Origin of the sequence: Alteromonas gilva (assembly GCF_028595265.1) — a bacterium.
Classification (GTDB): Bacteria; Pseudomonadota; Gammaproteobacteria; order Enterobacterales; family Alteromonadaceae; genus Alteromonas; species Alteromonas gilva.
This window is the reverse complement of sequence record NZ_JAQQXP010000001.1, coordinates 2,153,748-2,173,117: the sequence shown is the minus strand read 5'-3', so window position 1 is coordinate 2,173,117 and position 19,370 is coordinate 2,153,748. Positions and strand designations below refer to the sequence as shown.

The following is a 19,370-nucleotide window of genomic DNA, read 5'->3' as shown; positions in this document are numbered from 1 at the left end:
GGAGCGTCATTACCTTGTTAATAACCGATTTACCTGTCCACCACACTCTTGTTAGCCGAGTAGAAGATAAAGGCTTTACCGAACTTACCGAAGTTCAGGAAAAAACCATTCTCCCGGCGTTGCTGGGCAAAGACATTATTGCATCGTCTAAAACAGGATCGGGCAAAACCCTGGCGTTCCTGCTTCCGGCTGTGCATCGCTTACTCACGCAAAAGGCGCTTAGTAAACAGGATCCGCGGGTGCTTATTCTGGCCCCCACCCGGGAACTGGCCAAACAGGTGTTTGGCGAAGCGAAGTGGCTGTGTCAAAAAAAGAGCCTGGCAACGGCGTTAGTGGTGGGCGGCGATAATTATAATGATCAGGCTAAAGCATTGCGTCGCAATCCGCATATTATTGTAGGTACACCTGGCCGGATTGCCGACCACCTCGAAGATAAGAGCTTTTTCATTAACGGCCTCGAAATGCTGATCTTCGATGAAGCTGATCGCATGCTCGATTTAGGCTTTGCCCAGGCTATTACCCTGATCAACCGCAAGGCCGATCACCGCAAACGTCAAACCATGTTGTTCTCGGCGACCATGGATCACGTTGAGCTCAACCATGTGCTCGATACTCTGCTTAAAGCGCCGGTACGTGTGGCGGTAGGCAGCGCCACGGCAGAACATACCGACATTAGCCAAACACTTTACTTTGCTGATCACCCTGAGCACAAAGATGCCTTATTGGTTAATCAGTTAGCCAGCCTCGATTATAATCAGGCGATTGTATTTACCGCCACCCGCGACGATGCCGAACGTCTGGCAGCCATGTTGACCAGTGAACTACCCACGCGTTCATCACGGCCTCTGCGTGGCGATTATGCACAGTCTAAACGCTCATTAACAATGAATGACTTTGCGCGCGGTCAGTTTGATATTCTGGTGACAACCGATGTGGCGTCACGAGGATTAGATTTATCCAAGGTTGGCTTAGTGGTGAACTACGACATGCCTAAACACCCTGAAGAATACGTACACCGCATTGGCCGTACCGGTCGCGCAGGCAACCAGGGTGCAGCGGTTTCCTTTGTGGGTAAACGTGACTGGCAAAGTTTTACAGCCCTCAAACAACAGCTCAGCTATCCCATTGAACCAGAGGCACACTCTGAATTGCCGGCTAAGTTTAAAGGCATTAAACCCAAGCCAGTAAAACCTAAAGCGGCTAAAAACGCCAGCAAAGACACCGCTAACGGCGGCACGTCAGCGGTTAAGAAAACCCGTCGGGTGAAAACCATGACCGGCGAAGACATTGGCCATATGCCAATGCGCAGAAAGCCTGCACCAGCACCGGATAACGACGAGCTTGATAACGACGACAATGATGAGGGCTAAACGTTTTGTTTAGCCTAGCGTCTCGCCGTAACAACCCGTTTTACACAAACGCCCATAGAAATAATATGGGCGGCTAGAATGAGTAAGTACATTTCCGGCGAAGAAGTATAGCTGTAGGTGCTTCTCCTCATACCAAAGGTACGGTAATTAAGCCATTTGTAGTGACCCTTAGTAAAAACAGGGCGACAACGAACAAGAAGACCTGGCCAACAATCCCAGGCGTTTATTCTTTGCACGGACGCGCTCCATCATTGGCTTTTAATTCTGGTAAATCCTTTCGTTGCGTTAGTTGATGCTTAATTTGCTTAACACGTTTTAGACATAGCGCGTGATCGATGGAGTCCAGAACTTCCAGAAGCTCTGCGGTTGTGTAGTTTGAGTAATGGTGCTTATACGGTCAGTTACCCTTGGTAATCACACCACTATATTCAAATGTATATGGAAGTTCGTGCTCCTTTGCCGGGCACGAACCGATTGATTAAACAGTAAAGAATCTGACTTCTTCTTTGAGCTGATGCGACAGTTCATTCAGGGTTTGTGTTGCTGTCTTATTGCTGTGCATGGACTGGGTTGCCTCTTCTGACATAGCCGTGATTTTTTCCATTGCCTGGCTCACATCGCCAACCACATTCACTTGCTCTGACGCAGCCCGGGCCACTTCCTGAACGCGTATCAAAGAGTCATTGGCCTGGCGCTCAATATTTTCGAGTAATTCTGTTGCCTTGATCACCTGGGCACGGCCATTCTCAACTAATGGCTGCGTTGTTTCCATGGCGTTTACTGATGCGGCGGTCTGGGCTTGTACCTCTGATATCATACTTTCAATCTGTGAAGTTGCTTCGCCGGTGCGCTGCGCCAGCTGACGAACCTCATCGGCAACTACTGCAAATCCTCTACCGGATTCTCCCGCTCTGGCCGCTTCGATGGCGGCGTTTAGCGCGAGCAGGTTAGTTTGTTCAGATATACCACTGATTACGCCGGCGATGCCGCCAATTTTCTTGGTGTTTTCTTCCAGCAGTTTTATTTGCTCAACTGACTGATTTACCGTGGTTGAGATTTTTTCAATTTCAGCCGAGGTTGACTCTACGACCACGCGACCCTGTCCAGCGTAATCAACAGTCAGGCCTGAGTTTTCTTCCGTTCGTTTGGCAATTTCAGCCACCTCATCAATGCTTGAGCGCATTGCGATTAATTTGGAAGCCGTTTCATTTGTCAGCATGGCCTGTTTTTGTGCAGCATCCAGCGCATTTGCGGAGCCTTCTGCAACCTCGCTGATTTGGGTAGAGACATCATTGGAGGTGCTTACGATATTCCTCACAATTTCAGTAAGCTTATCACTCATGTCTGAGAGTGAGTCGAGGATGCTTCCTTTGTAGGAGGATGTTAAATTTTTCGTCAGATCTCCATTGGCCATCGTCTGAATGGCGCGCTGCGCGTCAAACGGCTCTCCGCCGAGGGAAAGGCGCAGGCTTCTTTCAATCAGAAATGCCACAATCACGGATATGGTTAAAGAGATTAATGTCAGCACCAGCATCAGGCTCTGAAAGCCGCCGGCGACTTCTCTTGCTTCAGGGGTAGCTTGTTGATTTTGCTGCTCCTGATAGTCAATAAACTCATTAATGGTATTCAACCAGGCAATAAAAGCCGGTCTGGCTTCATCCAGCACCACATCATCAACACTTTCATTATTTCTCTTTGCGTTGATAATTTCTTCTATGAGTGGCAGCGTACGACTTTGAATAGACGCTATGCGGCGCAGTATATTTTTCTCTTCTGCAGAAAACACCGTGTCGTCATTCAGCATGGCGTTCATTTCATTTTCCGAGGTACGGTAAAAAGTTTCCAGTTCCCGAATTTCGTTAACAAACGTCGTTATCTCTGATGGTTTTCGCGCAATGGCAATGTCTCTTATTGCGATGGCCCGATCATGAACACTGCCTCTGAAGTTAATGGCAAATCTTTGCTTTACTGAGTTGATATCGGTTATCTCAGAAAGGGTACGGTCGATAAAGTTAACCTTGTTTATCCCTTGAATGGTAAGCAATATAAGCAGGGCGAGTATAATGCCGAAACCTAACGCAAGGCGGCTTCTAATTGTAAGTGATGCAAATCTTTGAACCATGATTACCTCTGAACCACCAAACTACGGAATGTAGGTCGACGAGTTTAACACGAATTGTAGTTTGATTAGTTTATTTTATTTCTACCGATATTTTTAATTGATTTTTTTGAACAGCCGAGGTTGAAGTTAGGCGTTGTGAAATAGAAAGTGCTGTGAAATAGAAGGTGCTGTGTTACCCAAGGCTATCTGTGTGCGACAACGTACAAATTAAGATCTTTGCACGAATACGAATCAGAAAACGCGTTAGCCCCTAATTCGGTCTGCTACATTTGAAATACCGTGCCACCAATAATCATAAATAGGCCAAACCATACAACAACAAGCAGGGCACAACCGAAGACATTGGCCATATGCCAATGCGCAGAAAGCCTGCACCAGCCCGGGATAACGACGAGCCTGATAACGACGACAATGATGAGGGCTAAACGTTTTGTTTAGCCTTGCGTCTTGCCGTAACAACCCGTTTTACACAGGCGCCCATAGCAAAAATATAAGTCCCAAGAATTAGCAAAAACAGGGTTGGCGACGAGGCATAATAATAGTCACTGCTTCTGACGCTCACTGTAGCGGTAGTCGCTGCATTAACAATAACCCACAACAAAAACAGCGCGACAAGACTCAAAAACACTTGTCCGCCAGTACCAGGTAAATTTTCGTCAGAAGCTGCCTTTGCAGCGGCGGGCTCTATTTCTTTTAAATCCCCTCGTTGCGCCAGTTGATGCTTAATTTGTATGGCTCGTTCGGGAAACCGAGTCTGATCGATGGAGTCCAGTACTTCAAGAAGCTCTTCTGTTGAATAATCAGAATAATCCGGTTCCATCGGTGTCTTCTCCTTTTGCTTTTTCAAAAATTGAGCAAGAATGACTAACCCAAGCGGCCAGGAGTGTTACCTGACCAGCGCTTCCAGCCACTCTATAAACATGACATTGTGCCGGGATGTCCTTTTTTCTTTATCTGCTAAGTAATAACAAAGCAGCGAGTCGACAGCACGGGTATTCAGTTCGCTTAACAGCCCTGCAGATAAGTAGCCTTGAACGAGCGTGCCAGAGCAAAACACACAGGCATTTTCCTGCAACGCTTGTTGTATGCAAAATAACTCCTGATCAAAGTATCTGATATCCAACTTGTTACTGGAAAGCCCGTTGAGGGCCAGCCATGCCTCTATGGGCACTGCTGGCAGCGTCGGGTTTTTCCACTTGTTGGTATAAACAGTGACTTGCTCTGCCCTGTTAAACATCTCCGCACTGTATGCAGCGCTAAATAAATTAAATTGCTCGCGCTTAATGATATCGCTACTGACCTGTTGGTTAACGTCACCAAGGCGGATAGGCAACGTAAAGTTATCAGGTTCAATTTGCTCACCGCTGGTGATGTTAACGCTGCACTGTGGATATTTTGCATAAAACTCATTGAGTGCAGGAAGTAACACTAACGCCGCAAAAGACGACGTGGTTGCCACATTTATGTGTTGGTTTGTAACCGTTAAATTGTTAAGCGCCTGCTGTATTACATTAAAACCTTCGCTGGCAGCCGTTGCCAGTTCTTTCCCCTGTGCAGTGAGGGTAACTTTTCTTGCTGAACGCTCAAACAAACGCACGCTGAGCCGCTGTTCTAATTTATTAATATGGTGAGACACCGCCGTTGGTGAGATCGCAAGTTCAGCGGCGGCAGCCTTAAAACTGCCAAGTCTGGCAGCGGATTCGAACGCTTTAAGCGCGGGCAAAGACACTTGCATGATGAATTCTCATTGTTGAACAACATCAAGATAGATGTGTTTTACTCACCTGTAAATGTTTTTTATTCGTTTGTTATTAGTGATGAAACAACCAAAAATGGCAGTCGATTTAATCAGCCAAGGTAACCACAATGACTACTGTTTTACATATCGATGCAAGCGTAAGAGCCGTTTCCAATCCAAACCCCGAGCATGATTCCATCTCAAAAAAACTGGCCAGACGATTTATATCAGCGTTTAAATCAATGATAGATATAGATGAATATATGTATCGTGACGTGGGTATTAATCCACCTCAGTATATTACACAGGACTGGATCGGTGCGGTATTTACGCCAGAGCACAACCGCACAGCAGAGCAAAAGCAAGTACTTGCGCAATCAGATGAATACATCGCCGAGCTCAAAAAAGCCGATATCATTGTTATTTCATCACCCATGTACAATTATGGTATGCCTGCACAATTAAAAGCGTGGTTTGATCAAATCGTACGCATTAATAAAACCTTTGATTTTGACCTTGCGAGAGGCGATCGCCCTTTAGCCCCACTACTAACGGGTAAAACATTAGTTATTATTACTTCAAGCGGTGAATTTGGTTTTGAGAAAGGCGGCATAAACGAAGCATACGGACATCTGGTTCCCCATTTACGTACACTCAGCAAGTACTTAGGGGTAACCGAGATTTTCGAGATAGCCTCTGAATATCAGGAGTTTGCCGATCACCGACATCAGGCGTCACTGACACAAGCCGAAGCAAAAGCCGATAAAATTGCCGGTGAGCTGGCCAAAAACCTGAAGCCCGTAACATGTTAAGCCGCTCACAAATCACACATTTTGCTAATTACACCGTCTTGTTGGCGCAGCGGCAGGTTGATAAGGGTGGATTACCCTTTTCATCGATTATTGTTGATCAACACGGTAACTGTATTGGCGAAGGCGTAAACCAGGTTAATGAGTTACATGACTGCACCGCCCATGCAGAAATTCAGGCAATTCGAGCGGCCGCTCAGTCCCTTGGCCGTGCCAGTTTAGCGGGTTCAACGCTGTTTGCCTCCGGTGAACCATGCGGGCTGTGTTACAGAGCAATACGTCTGGCGGGGATCACTCAGGTAGTGGTTTTACTCGACCGGCACGAAGTAAAACAGCTAGGCTATGATTACTTATGGACGTACGAATTAGCAACGGATACAAACCCTGCCCCAAAAGTCGATAGCCTGATAACTGAAGTTAAATCTGCCCCTTTTAGAAAGAGTCAGCGAACCCTGGCTGACATTGGTTTGTGAATGCACCGGTTGAAACACGCTTTAGCGGAACGTTACATGCGTAACGTTTTGCTAAAGCGTGTTTATTATTTCCCATGGAAACATGCATTATTTACTAATGCCAAACAATGGCTCCCTGTGAAATGCTGTGCTATGTGGTTTAAGTATCTTGTTAAATGCGTGGCACTATATAAGCAAGTCGTTTCTACTTTTCCAAAGCAACGCCGATTATTACCGCAGTTACGATTCCCATGATATTCAGAGGAATGCCATTTAAAACTTAAGGCAGGAAGCCGCAAGCAAACGCAAAAAGCCCCTTCGTAGTTCGTGACCACGTAAAATAGACAATTTGAAATAAATGCGGTTTATTAATGTAGAGCGCGATACAGCCAACAACTGTGATTGTAAAAAGAAGGTATATTATGACAGCGATATCCATTCGTTCCTCCCTGATAGCTCTATGATTACTATCATAGGTACAAAATAGGATTAGTCAATTTCGCCTGAGCTGCTAACTTCCCTGTATTGATCGCAGCGACGTGTTGCCGAGGATCAAAAAAGCCGCTTTGTTTTAAGCGGCTTTCGGTATGTTCAGGAAACGAATCCAATGTGGGGTTAGTATTCCCACCAACACTCCTGCCACCAGTCTAAAAACTCGTCAAAGTCGATATATCCATCATCGTTTTCGTCGATAAGTTTAAAGCCTTCTTCTACGTGGCTGGCTTTGGTTTTAGGTGAAATCACTGTCAGCAGCTCAATAAACTCCTGCAGGTCGATTTGACCGTTACCGTCGCGATCAAAAAAATTAAAATCTTTTTGAATCTCTTCTATTTTTTCAGGTGATAACTCGGTAGACACTGGTTAAATTCCCTGTCAATTCTTGGATGACTGAAGTGTAACCTCAGCCAATATGAATGTCTACGACTGCGACACTTCCCGAGCCTTTAAAGCACGTGCGCGTTGTTCTTCGGCTTTCGCTTTGCGCCGCGCTTCCATGGCATCACGGGCTTCGGTACCCACGTGTTCCTCGTTGCGTTCGCGGGCAAGGTTTACCTGCTTTTCACGTTCGCGGAAACGGGCGATTTGGTCGTCGGTATGGGTGCCATAACAATGCGGGCAACTTACCCCTGATTCGTACTGATCACTTTGCTTGTCGGCCTCGGTAATCGGTAATCGGCAGGCATAACACTGGTCATAGGCACTTTTTTGTAAATCGTGATCAACCGCTACGCGATTGTCAAAAACAAAACAATCGCCTTCCCACATCGACTGCTCTTTAGGCACATCTTCGAGATACTGCAGTATGCCGCCTTCCAGGTGGTAGACTTCTTCAAAACCCTGCTCTTTTAAATAGGCAGTGGATTTTTCACAGCGGATACCGCCGGTACAGAACATGGCGACCTTTTTATTTTTGGCCGGATCAAGATTCTCTTTTACGTAATCGGGAAACTCGCGAAAGGTTTTGGTATTAGGGTTTACCGCGTTCTGAAAAGTACCAATTTCTATTTCGTAATCATTGCGCGTATCAATTAACACTACATCGGGGTCGCTGATCAACGCATTCCAGTCTGCCGGCTTCACGTAGGTGCCCACCGTTTGCCGCGGATCAATGCCTTCAACACCCATGGTGACAATCTCTTTTTTGAGTTTAACCTTGGTGCGGTAAAACGGCTGGGTTTCGTGGTAAGAAATCTTGTAAGAAATCGGGTTAAACCGGGCATCGCTGTTTAACCATTCAAGCAAGTTATCAATACCTTCCTGGGTGCCCGATACCGTACCATTGATACCCTCAGACGCGAGTAACAACGTACCTTTAATTTGGTTGGCTTCCATTGTCTCCTGTAGGGGCTGACGAATGGCTTCATAATCTTCAAGCGCAACGAATTTATACATTGCGCATACAATATACTGACTCATAAATGTTATACCTTTGCGAGTTGGAACGTAAAACCAGTGCAAAATGCGCGCGCAATATAGCAAAAAAACCTCGTCAGGAAAACCTCACGAGGAATTTTAGCGTTATGGCTTAATTTATAATTGCAATGCCTGCGAACCGGGAATGATGCTCGACAACAACGTGGGATCGGTATCGTACCCGGCTGTGGGGGGCTCCTCACGCTTTGCATTTAACCATGCCAACTGAGTGCGGTAGGCGCAGTTTTGCTTTACGTCGGGCGGGATCCGGTTGCTGTCATTGGTAAAACTTAACGGATCGGGGTGCATAGCCTGCCACAATTTAATATTGCTATGACCGTCGGGGCTGGCCGCAATATCAGCCTGCCAGCGTAGGTAAGTCGCCAGGTTAGACTCGTTGGTGGTCAGCGGGCTTCGCCGGTAATGATTAAGCCTGGCAGGAAAGTCATCGTCGGCTACCGTTTCATGCTCGTTACGCCAGCTAACCGCGCTATCGCCGTGCGTATCATACAATGCCAGGCACAATTTAAAAAACGCGTTGCTGCCGCTAGCAGCTTGATTAAGCGCAAGTTCTTTATTTATCGGCAGTACTTTGGCGTCGATTGACTGACTATTATCTGTATGCAAAATCATTCATAAATATTAAAGACTTACTAGCTTAATCGGCGCGTTCACATTATCCTTTAGTAAATTAACTTAAAGTATCGCCAGCGACGGGAGCAAACATTGGGAGTGCCCTATCAGGACGTTAATATCCTTGTAGTTGAGGATCAGCGCCCTTTTTTAGTTTTGCTGAAAGGACTCTTGACAAACTTAGGGGCTAAGGACGTCATGATGGCAACCAGCGCAGACCAGGCGATTAAGTTTTGTCGCAACCATCAGGTTGATATTATTGTTAGTGACTTGCACCTGGGCTCAAACAAAAAAAATGGCTTCGAGCTGTATCAGGAGCTGCAACATCGCACATTAATTGGGCCCGGAGCAGTCTTTTTACTGATCAGTGCCGATGCGGCCCGTCCTATCGTACTAGGCTCCCTGGAGCACAACCCCGATGATTATTTGCTCAAACCATTTTCACAGGCCCAGCTAAAAAATCGCCTGAATAAAGCGTGGCAAAAAAAGCAGTTCTTTATCGATGTATTATCGGCGCTGACAGAAAAAGACTACCCCCAGGCTGAGTCAGCACTGCAGCAACTGGAAAACATGCCGGGCTCCTATAATCGCACCTCGGTAGCCCTGCAAACCGAAATGTTCTGGCAGCAGAATAAATACCAGGAGGCGCAGGCCCTTCTCACCAGTCAGGCTGATTTATTACCCAGCCAGTGGGCGCAATTAGCCTTGGGTAAAACGCATCTGGCCATGAAGCAATACCCGGAAGCAATAAAGTGCGCCAATCAGGTGTTAAACTTAAATCAGTTCGACCCCGAAGCACTGGATATTCTGGCGCAGGCCAAGTCTGCACAAAATCAGCCAGAAGAAGCCATCGATTACATTAAACAGGCCATTAAAAACTCACCGCTGTCTTTACAGCGTCAACATCTGGCCTGCCAAATTGCCCGTGAAAACAATAATTTTGAGCTCCTGATCGAATCCACCAAAGCAACCTGGAATCTGTCTAAAAACACGATTTTTAAGCGGGTCAATTACTGGTGTAATCATATTTCGTCGCTGCTTGACGCTGCCGAAGCGGCCGACTCCAAAACCCAGCGCCACCGTTTTCAGCAAGAAGCATTATTGCAGTTGCAGCGCGCGCCCTACGATGACGCACTGCAGCGGGTCGACGAACCGTTTAACCTGGAAATTTTCGATCAACTCATCCATGCCCGTGTCGATGCCATTGATGGTAAGTTAATCGATGCCAAACGTTCACTCATTGAAACCCAGGAGGCCATCGAAAAACAATTCGAGGAATATCCTGGCTCGCTGGCCACCTCAAGTCTTCAGCTTATGGCTGATCTTGGCGAGTTTGAAGAAATCAGTACGCTTACCGCGTTACTGAAAGAACAAGGCATCGAACTCGATGAGGCGAGCCTGCGCGTGATCCAGCATATCTCCAGTCAGTGCAAAGAGAGCGAACAAAAATATACCCAGTTAAACCGCAAGGGAATTCAGCTTTATCAACAGGAGAAATACGCCGATGCCAAGCCCGTATTTAATGCAGCGCTGGTATTATCTCCCGTTAATGCCGGGATCACGCTTAACTTACTGCAATGTATTTTAAAGCTGTTGGGCAAGGACAAAACCGATGACGCAAAGCTGATTAGAGAAGCACGGCAAGTATATAAGATCCTAAACCATGCACCGATGCGTAAACAACATCAGGAGAAATTTGATGGTTTACGTGAAGAATTATTACGCTTAGGTATTGCTACGTTATAATTAAAACAACATCAGTTAAGAGCAAAAAAGAGAGAGTACTATGAAACATCATATGTTAATCGCAAGCTCGTGTATGCTCTTGGCAGGTTCATGGCTAACAGGATGTGCAAGTCAGTCAACACTTTGTGAAGATATTATGGAAGTCAAAGCGCAGGCTCAGCAGTGTAAAGTGCTTGAGCAGGCTATTCGTAACCCTAAAAACCCGCAAATGGCCCTTACTGCACGACAACGGTATGAGGCAGAATGCGAAAACTTTCGCTATTACCGCGATGATTACGACACTATCTGTAAAAATGGCGAAACGCCGATAAGCAAACAAGAAACCAGAACCAATCCCTGACTCGTGGTTTAGCGCTTGCCTCTGCCTAACGCAGCCATCACCGAGCCGCTGATCACCATGGCGGCGCCAACGATGGCAAGCGGTCCCAGCGGAGGTTGTTCAAACCGGCCTGGAAATAACGCTTCGGCACTGGCCATGGATATAAAGGTAAACACCGGTGCCGTTGCAATTACGGCGCTGACCCTCGATGCATACCATACCCGCATAGCTTCGGTAAACGCCCCATAGGCAATAAACGTATTCAAACAGCAGAACAACAGCGCCCATCCCTGTACTTCGTTGATACTGGCAATGGCAAACGGTGAGGTAAACGGAAGCAAAATAAAACTGCCCAGAATATAAATAATCAGGGTTAGCTGCATGGCAGACATGTTTTTCATTAATGGCTTCTGGCACAGAGCATAGCCGGCCCAGGTTACCGCCGCGATAAACGTAAATATGATGCCAATACTATCTTCGCTATCAGAGGCAATGATTTGTGGTAATCGCTGGTTAAAAAAGAGCATAAGGCCAATCAATAAACTGCCGGCTCCCCAAAACTGCAGTCGACTAAAGTGTTCTTTATACAAGAACACGCCACCTATCATTAGTGCAAACGGCGCAACCTGCATAAACACCTGTACGCTACCGGGGCTTAAGTATTGTAGTCCGGCGACATTAAATACGTAATTCACCACCAACATAAAGGTACAGGCAATCGCTAAAACGATAATCGCCTTACGGTAGCGGTGTACTTTGGGTAACTGGCGCCGGTAAAGCAACCAGGCACCGACCAGAATGGCAGCAGCAACAAAGCGGTACAACGTAATCGTCTGGCTATCCATGGCCTGCAAACAAACGGTTAAAAAAAGCGGCAATACACCCCATAGCACAGCAGTAGTTAATGATAAACAAAACCCATAGAGGGGCCTGTATTGGCTATCCAATTATTCGTTACTCATAAGGTATTCAAGGTCTTCAATCATATCGTCAATTTCCCCTATAAGCTTCCTTTTTTGTTTTTTATCCAGGGTATAGAACAGCTGTTCGGCCATTTTCGCATAGGTGCGGGTATTCTCAACCCTAAGAGTCCGGTAGGTTTCACTCCTGAAATCTTCCGGACGGGTAATAAGTGCGACTAACTCGGTTCTAAACAACGGATTTTGTTTGCGGTTTGCCAGCAGTGTTCTGGCCCCTTGTTGCATTTCTGTGCGGTATTTTAACCACAACGCCCGTGTGCTGTTAAATTCGGGAGCGAAAGCCTTAATAATGCGTTTTTGTTCCTGGTTGAGGCGGCCTATGTATTCACTTACATCGTCTTCTAAATTGTCGAGTCGCTCTTCTGCTTGTTCTTCCACCGACATTTCAGCGTAATCCGCCAGCGACTCACGGATCTCGTCGTTTTTGTCGTTAATCTCGTCAAATAGCGACTCAATTTGCTCGTCAGTGAGATCATAGGCTATCTGAGCAAGAGCCGGGCTAACGCGATCCCGCAGACGTTCCCAATGCAGGCGGCTGTCCTGCATATGCATTTCAATCTGTTGCGCGGTCAGTGTCGGTGCGCTCAAATCGGCTTTGAGTGCGCGTAAATGGGCAATATATTTGCTCAACTCTTCGCTGCGATGCCATTGTTGCCACTGGGCAAAATGATCGTCAAAGAACTCTTCCTGTTCGTCTGTCAGCGAAACGTAGTCGTCGATATACCAGTGGATCAGCCAATCCAAATTGTTGTAGGTAAATTTAGTGGAACAGCCCACCAGCAAAAAGATGATCGCAATCAACAAACCTTTTTTCATTGTGTCTTCCTGATAATTTTCACTTGGCATCCCCTCTGGAAACTGACAACCTTATTGATGACAGTGTCATTGGGTTGTTGCTGGTTTTACGCATAGTAGTCAAATTAAGACTACAGTGGCGACTACAAATTCCCTCACGAGTGCTATGCTTGTGTTTCAAAATGTAAAGGAAGTCATTGTGACCACGAAAAGAATTGCAGTACTTACCTCAGGCGGTGATGCACCAGGCATGAATGCCTGCATCAGAGCTATTGTCGTGGCCAGCGAAGGTGCCGGCCACACCGTCATTGGCTTTGAGCACGGCTTTCATGGCCTGCTTGCACCTAACTGGCGCAAGCTCGACAGCAAGAAAGTGCACAATATCATACAGCGTGGCGGCACTATTTTACGTAGCGCCCGCTGCGAAGAATTTAAACAAGACAGCGCTGCCAAAAACGCCGCTAAACATCTTAGTGAACTCGCCATAGACGCTATTTTGATCCTCGGCGGTGATGGCTCGTTTCGCGGCGCTAAACACTTAAGTAAATTTTGGGACGGTCAGGTGATTGGTCTCCCGGCCACTATCGATAACGATATTTACGGCACCGATACTACCATTGGTTACTACACTGCCATTCAAACTGCTATGGACTCTATCGACAAAGTGCGCGATACCGCCGATGCATTTGAGCGCATCTTTCTGGTTGAGGTCATGGGCCGTCACGCCGGCTTTTTAGGCGCCAAAGCAGCCATATCCGGTGCGGCAAATTATGCTATTTTACCCGAGCTGTTTACCGATCCCGACGAAACCTTAAACGATATTCATCAGCAACTGTCGATTCACCGTAAGCGCTATGGCCACGAGAGCTTTATCATTGTTCTCACTGAAAATCTTTGGCCGGAGGGAATTAACACACTGGCTGAGAAACTCGAAAACCTGACCGGCGGCGAGGTGCGCCCGGTCATTTTAGGTCATGTTCAGCGTGGCGGTTCACCCGTTAGTCAGGACAGGATATTAGCAACCACCCTCGGCGTTGAGGCGGTTCGCTGCGTAGAACAAGGTAAACATTGCATCATGGTGGGCCAACAAAATCTTGAGCCGGCAGAAGTGCCACTCGAACAAACCTGGGAAACCAAAAAGGTGTTCAGTGACTCACTGACGCGCACTATGAAGACCATGCTCAACGAGCGCCATAGCTGGGATTTAACTAAATAGTCCGATAGCAAACCGATAATTGCCAGTTCACGGAACAGGAGACTGGCTCACATAATGTTATGGCACATTGGTGTCAAAGCGGCTGAACATATTACCCCAAACTTAATGCGCACAATAAGGCTGGATTAACCGAGCCATGATTGGCTCGGTTAACTGACTTTCTGTTTATAATTTAAATCTCGTCACTAGCTGACTAAGGTGATCGGCGAGTTTAGCTAACTCGGAGCTGGAAGTTTGAGTTTCGCTGGCACCCGTTGCAGTTTCTTGAGCCAAATCTCGTATATTAACGAGGTTCTTGTCGACCTCTCGTGCAACCGTCGCTTGCTCTTCTGCCGCACTGGCAATCACAAGATTCTGACCACTTATTTGTGATATTGCTTCAGTGATCAGCCCGATTGCATCGCCAGCCTCTTTAGCGATAATTAATGTATCACTCGCCCTCCCACTACTCGATGTCATGGCCGCTACCGATTCTTTAGTTTCGCCTTGCACTAAGTGCATCATGCGTTCGATCTCTTTCGTTGACTCCTGGGTACGATGTGCCAAAGCTCTTACTTCGTCTGCAACAACGGCAAACCCCCTACCACTCTCTCCAGCTCTTGCAGCCTCAATGGCTGCATTCAATGCCAGTAAATTGGTTTGTTCAGCGATGGCTCGAATCACGTCTAGCACCGTACTAATCTCGCCTACTCTATCGGCTAATTTATCGATCCGTTCGCGAGTTTGCTGTAATTCCCCTGCCAGTTTCTCGACGGTATCAATGGTGTGATCAACTCGCTCAAGTCCATGTTTTGCTTTACTGTCTGCCTGCTCAGAATTTTGTGATGTTGCTGCAGCATTTTGCGCCACTTCTTCTACTGCGGTGGTTAATTCATTTACCGCAGTAGCTGCCATTTCTAATTCATTGCTTTGCTGATTAAGAGTGCGGGTTGACTGTTGGGTAACGTTGCTCAATTGCTCAGACATTGACGCTAATTTCAATGATGATGTGTTGATATCATTTATAGTGGCTTGTAACTGGGATTGCATCTCAGCCATGGCTCTGATCATTTCACCTGCTTCGTCAGGCGCATCGTCATGAAAAGCCTGGCTCAGATCGCCAGCGGCAATACGCCTGCTTACAGATAGCGCATTTTGGATTGGCTGAATAAGACTACGGCCAAATAACCAGGCCAGAATAATCGCTGCGACAATGGCAAATATGGTGATCAAGATCATATTTGAAATCGCTAAAGTAGCCCCTTCTCTGGCTCTAACCGCTGCATTCCCGCCGGTAGTTTCCTGATAACGAGCCAGCGCAGAAAGTGCTTCAGTTACTTGACTGGAGGCGTCTGCAAAGCGTAAACGCTGAAACTCTTTCGCTTTATCGAAATTACCGTCTTCCAACATCGCGAATAATTGCTGATGCTGTTCATCGTAGTATTGTTTCGCTGAAGTCACAGTGCTTAACGTAGCACTACCCTTTTCGGTTTTATGAAACTCTGCCACTCTGTCAGCCGCATCGTCATAATTTCGCTGAGCCTGCTGCATACGCTTTTTCAGGGATCTATAATGTTCAGAATCCTCAGCATAAATCATGCTTAAAGTATTGAGTCTAATTAATAAAAACTCGCGATTCATTTCGCCCGTTATCAGTGCTGATGGTAACCGACGTTCGGCGATGTTGTTTAAATTGTCTTCCATATTGTTAAAACGATAGATCGCAATCGCACTGACCAGTATCGTTAGCAAACACATTAACCCAAACGCCAACATAAGCCGGTTTGCAATTTTTATTTTTCTTAACATTACCCACCCCTAAAATAATTATAAAATAGTTATCGTCCGCCGATTCAGTAACTTGAGTATCTTTAAAATCATTATAGATGCCGATTTATATCTTGTTCGGTTAATCAGCAGAAATTTCGCTATTTTGGCTGCACTTCAGTATTAATGTGTCGTCGGCATTTTTCTATTTAGTTATTTAAACCCGTTATTCTTTGATATAACTGGCTCAATGCCGGCATGACTAAGAGCAGTTGTGTTTGCGTGCTAGTATTAATCGACGTGGTTAGGGCTATAAATCGTTTCGTCAAAAGTAAAGTAACAAACTGCCAGCCTGTTACCGGCGCGACTACGATTGACACTGTCTGTATTGGAAAAAGCCAGGCTGCAAACTATGCAAAAATTTTTATCGTCGAAGAAAGTGGTGGTTTTACCATTGATGTTGAACTATCAAAAGGTTAGAGAATTGACATACTAAATCAAAGATCGATATCTCCTGGATATCCACAGGGAATTGCGGACACACAGAAAATAAAATAGCCTGGATTGGGGTCTTTATAAATAAAGGCTCTTAGTTGAAAATGCATTCACACAAATATGACAATATCTTTCAATATCAATAGATATAAACGTTTAGCGAAGAGTTATCCACCATTTGACAATGGCACTATCAATGATGTAGTAGCAGATAAATCAACACAACACCCAAGGCCGGGAGCGTTGCAACCAGTCCCACACCGCTAAGTACCCTCAGCAAGTATCCTGCACGAACCAGGAATAACTCAGAAAGTAACAGCGCTTAACAGGCTCAAACAATAATGTCCGGCTCATCGGTAGCCTACCGCATACTGATGGCGGATATAAATAGCGAACCAACGAGACTTGTTTGTAACGCCAGCAGTACATAGTCGATTTACATTACATTTTCATTGCTGCTTTTACTTTATCGCGATGGCTGCGGCTAACCTTGAGCTCTGTATCGTTACTTAAAATTAAATGATACTCACCACTTATGTGACTTACGAGCTTTTTGACATAGCGGATGTTCGCAATGGCAGAGCGGTGAACCCGAACAAACAATTGGGGGTTGAGCTCCTGCTCCAGTTCTTTCATGGTTTTGCGCATAATGTGCATGCCGTCCAATGAATGCACGCACATGTAATCCCCGGCCGCATCAATCCACTGAATATCTGACACATTTACACGGGTAACCTCAGAGCCGTCCTTGATTGCCAGCACATCAGGATACGGATTGGTTTCAACCGCTTCGCCGCTGGCGAGTTTACGTAAGATTTCATCGCAGTCATCGCCGGTTAGTTCGGCCACCAGATTCACCAGTTTGCGTGACTGCTCATCCTGATGCTGGGTAGAAAAGTACTCTCTTACCTTGGCCAGGGCAGCGCCGAGTCGCTCATCATCGGCCGGCTTTAACAGGTAATCAATGGCATGTACATCAAACGCTTTAATCGCATAGCTATCGTAGGCGGTAACAAACACGATCATTGGAATCGGTTGCTTTAACTCCTTGAGTTTATTTATCACCTGGAAGCCATTTAAGCCTGGCATCTGAATATCGAGAAAAACTAAATCCGGGCGGTGCTGGGAAATCATACTTACCGCATCCAGACCATTTTGGCACTCAGCAACCACTTCGACATCGTCGAACTTTTCCAGGCGTAACCTTAGTCCACTGCGGGCTAACGGTTCATCATCAACGATAAGTGTTTTTATTTTTTGCTGACTCATTATTAACTATCCTTTACATCATAAGGAATACGCACACTAACACGCACGCCTTGAGGCTGATTATGCTCTACAGTGAATGCAAAATTACGATTATACAGCGCGTGCAGGCGCTCTTTGATATTCGGTAAACCCACCCCGCCGCTGCGACTCAACTGACCAGCCACGATATCTGCGCCAGGGCCGTTATCCGCCACATTCAGCAACAGATCATTGCCAAAACGGCGCGCATCAATGGTAAGTTTACCGGATTGTTCTAACTTCGAAATGGCATGCTTAATGGCATTTTCAACAATCGGTTGCAGTATCATACTGGGAACCATAGCATTTTCGCAATCCTCTTCAACATTCCACTGCACTTCCAGGCGCTCACCGAAACGAACCTTCTCAATTTCAAGGTAGAGTCGCAGTGCTTTGATTTCCTGGCCTAATGCCACTTTTTTGATAGGGTCGTTGTCCAGTGAGTAGCGCAAGAAGTCGCTTAGCCGCGACACCATCGCCTCAGCCGTGTCGTTGTTTTTCATTAGGATGAGGGTTGAAATGGCATTAAGGGTATTAAATAAAAAATGCGGATTGAGCTGATAGCGTAGCATTTTTAAATGGGCCTGATGCGCCATGGTACTGGCCTTGAGCGCATTTTGTTTTTCCCGCTGTAACATTTCAAAGTTTTTAATACCGAAGTACAAACCGCTCCAGCAACCAATCATGATCATTGAGTCGATGGTGTTACTAAAATACAAATACCAGGCATCGGGTCGAAAACCGTGTTTATATATTTCCCAATAATTGACATTTTTTACCACGGCCCACAAAAGCGCAGTTACGTAAGATGCCGCCAGCACCGTAACCAGCAGTTTTACCGCGTTTTGTTTTCGTGCCCACCGATAAATATAGCGAAGCGGAATGGTCAGTATCCAGCCTGCATAAGAATTAAGTAGAATTATGAATAAGAAGATTGGCCGCACTTCATGAAGAAACGAGCCAATGTAATACACCACAGCAAATCCCGTCCACCCTACGGTGTGTAACACCCAGAACAGCCGTTCATTGTTTTCAAATAAGCGTTGCCATTTCAGCACGAAAGAACCAGAATTTTTTAGCATCTACTGCATTATACGCACAATTATGAGTTGAATAAGTGACTTAGTCGTAATTGACTAACGATTTATCGCAGCAATGCTGCCCTTTTGAATAACACTTTCTCTGGCTGATACGGCCCAACCCGTCGCAGATGGCCTGCAATTAGTAACTGATATGCAGTCGCTTTAACCAACTTCCCCATACCCAGGCAGGGCCAATTAATAAAAAACGCAAATCAGTCAAAAACGACGGGCGCTTGCCTTCTACCCAATGCCCCACAAACTGCAGTATCCACATCACCACAAACACGACCACGCTGACCTGCCATACCGCAACCTCGGAGGCAGCTATTTGTTGTAAAACCAAAAAGCAGCCGATGGTGAGTAATGTCATTGCCGCACCAATGGGTCCAGACAACAAAAAGTAGTAGTAAAGTGCGGGTAGAATTGCGATGTGGGCAAAATTCACCCCGTATTGAGCAAGCCAGTCGGGCACGGGTATCGACCAGAGCAGACCAATTACCGAAAAATAAATCAACGGAACCGCCAGCTGATGGATCATTTTATTGGTTGGGTTCATATGGCTTTCAGAATACTCGTTAAACAACCGTTCTATATCACGCATTTGTGCATTACTCGCAATCGATTAAACCGTATCCACAGTGTCGCTGCTGCAGACATCGCCAGGCA

19 protein-coding genes are annotated in these 19,370 nt (G+C 46.2%); 7 read left to right on the top strand and 12 right to left on the bottom strand.

Annotation, left to right across the window (positions count from 1 at the left end; translation table 11 throughout):
- The first annotated feature begins 14 nt into the window (after positions 1 to 14).
- Positions 15 to 1,370: a DEAD/DEAH box helicase gene (locus OIK42_RS09525; protein WP_273640031.1), complete on the top strand. Its 1,356-nt coding sequence runs from the start codon at positions 15 to 17 to the stop codon at positions 1,368 to 1,370.
- A gap of 478 nt (positions 1,371 to 1,848) precedes the next feature.
- Here OIK42_RS09525 and OIK42_RS09520 read toward each other — a convergent pair whose 3' ends face one another.
- From OIK42_RS09520 to OIK42_RS09510, 3 genes are all read right to left on the bottom strand, one after another.
- Entirely contained in the window at positions 1,849 to 3,492 is a 1,644-nt protein-coding gene (locus OIK42_RS09520; protein WP_273640030.1) for a methyl-accepting chemotaxis protein, read from the bottom strand.
- Positions 3,493 to 3,913: 421 nt separating this feature from the next.
- Positions 3,914 to 4,312 carry a hypothetical protein gene (locus tag OIK42_RS09515; RefSeq protein ID WP_273640028.1) on the bottom strand — a complete coding sequence of 133 codons (399 nt, stop codon included), beginning with the start codon at positions 4,310 to 4,312 and terminating at the stop codon, positions 3,914 to 3,916.
- Between the two features lie 66 nt (positions 4,313 to 4,378).
- The gene (locus OIK42_RS09510) at positions 4,379 to 5,227 is read right to left on the bottom strand and encodes a LysR family transcriptional regulator (protein ID WP_273640026.1); all 849 of its coding nucleotides are present in this window, start codon (positions 5,225 to 5,227) and stop codon (positions 4,379 to 4,381) included.
- Between the two features lie 131 nt (positions 5,228 to 5,358).
- Here OIK42_RS09510 and OIK42_RS09505 point away from each other — a divergent pair, with 131 nt between their 5' ends.
- A complete protein-coding gene (locus OIK42_RS09505) occupies positions 5,359 to 6,042 on the top strand; it encodes an FMN-dependent NADH-azoreductase (RefSeq protein ID WP_273640025.1) in 684 nt (227 codons plus the stop codon).
- The gene (locus OIK42_RS09500) at positions 6,036 to 6,512 is read left to right on the top strand and encodes a nucleoside deaminase (protein WP_273640023.1); all 477 of its coding nucleotides are present in this window, start codon (positions 6,036 to 6,038) and stop codon (positions 6,510 to 6,512) included. The genes OIK42_RS09505 and OIK42_RS09500 overlap by 7 nt, the downstream gene beginning before the upstream one ends.
- A 594-nt stretch (positions 6,513 to 7,106) precedes the next feature.
- Here the strand turns inward: OIK42_RS09500 and OIK42_RS09495 are convergent.
- From OIK42_RS09495 to OIK42_RS09485, 3 genes are all read right to left on the bottom strand, one after another.
- Positions 7,107 to 7,349 (bottom strand): EF-hand domain-containing protein, encoded by a 243-nt coding sequence (locus OIK42_RS09495; protein WP_273640022.1) that lies wholly within the window; start codon positions 7,347 to 7,349, stop codon positions 7,107 to 7,109.
- Positions 7,350 to 7,409: 60 nt separating this feature from the next.
- Positions 7,410 to 8,408, bottom strand: coding sequence for an oxygen-dependent tRNA uridine(34) hydroxylase TrhO (gene trhO / locus OIK42_RS09490; RefSeq protein WP_273640021.1), 999 nt, complete (start codon positions 8,406 to 8,408; stop codon positions 7,410 to 7,412).
- Positions 8,409 to 8,522: 114 nt separating this feature from the next.
- The gene (locus tag OIK42_RS09485; RefSeq protein WP_273640020.1) at positions 8,523 to 9,032 is read right to left on the bottom strand and encodes a VC2046/SO_2500 family protein; all 510 of its coding nucleotides are present in this window, start codon (positions 9,030 to 9,032) and stop codon (positions 8,523 to 8,525) included.
- Between the two features lie 105 nt (positions 9,033 to 9,137).
- Between OIK42_RS09485 and OIK42_RS09480 the strand changes: the two genes are divergently transcribed.
- Positions 9,138 to 10,784, top strand: a complete 1,647-nt coding sequence (locus OIK42_RS09480) for a response regulator (RefSeq protein ID WP_273641475.1) — start codon at positions 9,138 to 9,140, stop codon at positions 10,782 to 10,784.
- A 40-nt stretch (positions 10,785 to 10,824) separates the two neighbouring features.
- Complete coding sequence (locus OIK42_RS09475; protein WP_273640019.1) at positions 10,825 to 11,124, top strand: hypothetical protein; 300 nt, start codon at positions 10,825 to 10,827, stop codon at positions 11,122 to 11,124.
- A gap of 8 nt (positions 11,125 to 11,132) precedes the next feature.
- Here OIK42_RS09475 and OIK42_RS09470 read toward each other — a convergent pair whose 3' ends face one another.
- Entirely contained in the window at positions 11,133 to 12,050 is a 918-nt protein-coding gene (locus OIK42_RS09470; RefSeq protein ID WP_273640018.1) for a DMT family transporter, read from the bottom strand.
- Positions 12,051 to 12,899 (bottom strand): DUF6279 family lipoprotein, encoded by an 849-nt coding sequence (locus OIK42_RS09465; protein ID WP_273640017.1) that lies wholly within the window; start codon positions 12,897 to 12,899, stop codon positions 12,051 to 12,053.
- A gap of 178 nt (positions 12,900 to 13,077) precedes the next feature.
- Between OIK42_RS09465 and OIK42_RS09460 the strand changes: the two genes are divergently transcribed.
- Positions 13,078 to 14,094 carry an ATP-dependent 6-phosphofructokinase gene (locus OIK42_RS09460; RefSeq protein ID WP_273640015.1) on the top strand — a complete coding sequence of 339 codons (1,017 nt, stop codon included), beginning with the start codon at positions 13,078 to 13,080 and terminating at the stop codon, positions 14,092 to 14,094.
- Between the two features lie 165 nt (positions 14,095 to 14,259).
- Here the strand turns inward: OIK42_RS09460 and OIK42_RS09455 are convergent, their stop codons facing one another.
- Entirely contained in the window at positions 14,260 to 15,882 is a 1,623-nt protein-coding gene (locus OIK42_RS09455) for a methyl-accepting chemotaxis protein (protein ID WP_273640014.1), read from the bottom strand.
- Positions 15,883 to 16,122: 240 nt separating this feature from the next.
- On the opposite strand from OIK42_RS09455, the gene OIK42_RS09450 reads away from it, so the two are divergent.
- Positions 16,123 to 16,320, top strand: coding sequence for a hypothetical protein (locus OIK42_RS09450; protein WP_273640013.1), 198 nt, complete (start codon positions 16,123 to 16,125; stop codon positions 16,318 to 16,320).
- Positions 16,321 to 16,776: 456 nt separating this feature from the next.
- Here the strand turns inward: OIK42_RS09450 and OIK42_RS09445 are convergent, their stop codons facing one another.
- The 3 genes from OIK42_RS09445 to OIK42_RS09435 form a co-directional block, all read right to left on the bottom strand.
- Entirely contained in the window at positions 16,777 to 17,604 is an 828-nt protein-coding gene (locus OIK42_RS09445; protein WP_273640011.1) for a LytR/AlgR family response regulator transcription factor, read from the bottom strand.
- Between the two features lie 2 nt (positions 17,605 to 17,606).
- On the bottom strand, positions 17,607 to 18,704 hold the full coding sequence (locus OIK42_RS09440) for a sensor histidine kinase (RefSeq protein ID WP_374211849.1): 1,098 nt from the start codon (positions 18,702 to 18,704) through the stop codon (positions 17,607 to 17,609).
- 139 nt (positions 18,705 to 18,843) lie between these two features.
- A complete protein-coding gene (locus OIK42_RS09435) occupies positions 18,844 to 19,305 on the bottom strand; it encodes an Mpo1 family 2-hydroxy fatty acid dioxygenase (RefSeq protein WP_273640009.1) in 462 nt (153 codons plus the stop codon).
- Positions 19,306 to 19,370 lie beyond the last annotated feature (65 nt).

Excerpts from the sequence above, each read along its gene's own strand:
- OIK42_RS09520 (WP_273640030.1), bottom strand. The coding sequence starts at position 3,492 with ATGGTTCAAAGATTTGCATCACTTACAATTAGAAGCCGCCTTGCGTTA.
- OIK42_RS09515 (WP_273640028.1), bottom strand. The coding sequence starts at position 4,312 with ATGGAACCGGATTATTCTGATTATTCAACAGAAGAGCTTCTTGAAGTA.
- OIK42_RS09510 (WP_273640026.1), bottom strand. The coding sequence starts at position 5,227 with ATGCAAGTGTCTTTGCCCGCGCTTAAAGCGTTCGAATCCGCTGCCAGA.
- OIK42_RS09505 (WP_273640025.1), top strand. The coding sequence starts at position 5,359 with ATGACTACTGTTTTACATATCGATGCAAGCGTAAGAGCCGTTTCCAAT.
- OIK42_RS09500 (WP_273640023.1), top strand. The coding sequence starts at position 6,036 with ATGTTAAGCCGCTCACAAATCACACATTTTGCTAATTACACCGTCTTG.
- trhO (WP_273640021.1), bottom strand. The coding sequence starts at position 8,408 with ATGAGTCAGTATATTGTATGCGCAATGTATAAATTCGTTGCGCTTGAA.
- OIK42_RS09475 (WP_273640019.1), top strand. The coding sequence starts at position 10,825 with ATGAAACATCATATGTTAATCGCAAGCTCGTGTATGCTCTTGGCAGGT.
- OIK42_RS09465 (WP_273640017.1), bottom strand. The coding sequence starts at position 12,899 with ATGAAAAAAGGTTTGTTGATTGCGATCATCTTTTTGCTGGTGGGCTGT.
- OIK42_RS09455 (WP_273640014.1), bottom strand. The coding sequence starts at position 15,882 with ATGTTAAGAAAAATAAAAATTGCAAACCGGCTTATGTTGGCGTTTGGG.
- OIK42_RS09445 (WP_273640011.1), bottom strand. The coding sequence starts at position 17,604 with ATGAGTCAGCAAAAAATAAAAACACTTATCGTTGATGATGAACCGTTA.
- OIK42_RS09440 (WP_374211849.1), bottom strand. The coding sequence starts at position 18,704 with ATGCTAAAAAATTCTGGTTCTTTCGTGCTGAAATGGCAACGCTTATTT.
- OIK42_RS09435 (WP_273640009.1), bottom strand. The coding sequence starts at position 19,305 with ATGCGTGATATAGAACGGTTGTTTAACGAGTATTCTGAAAGCCATATG.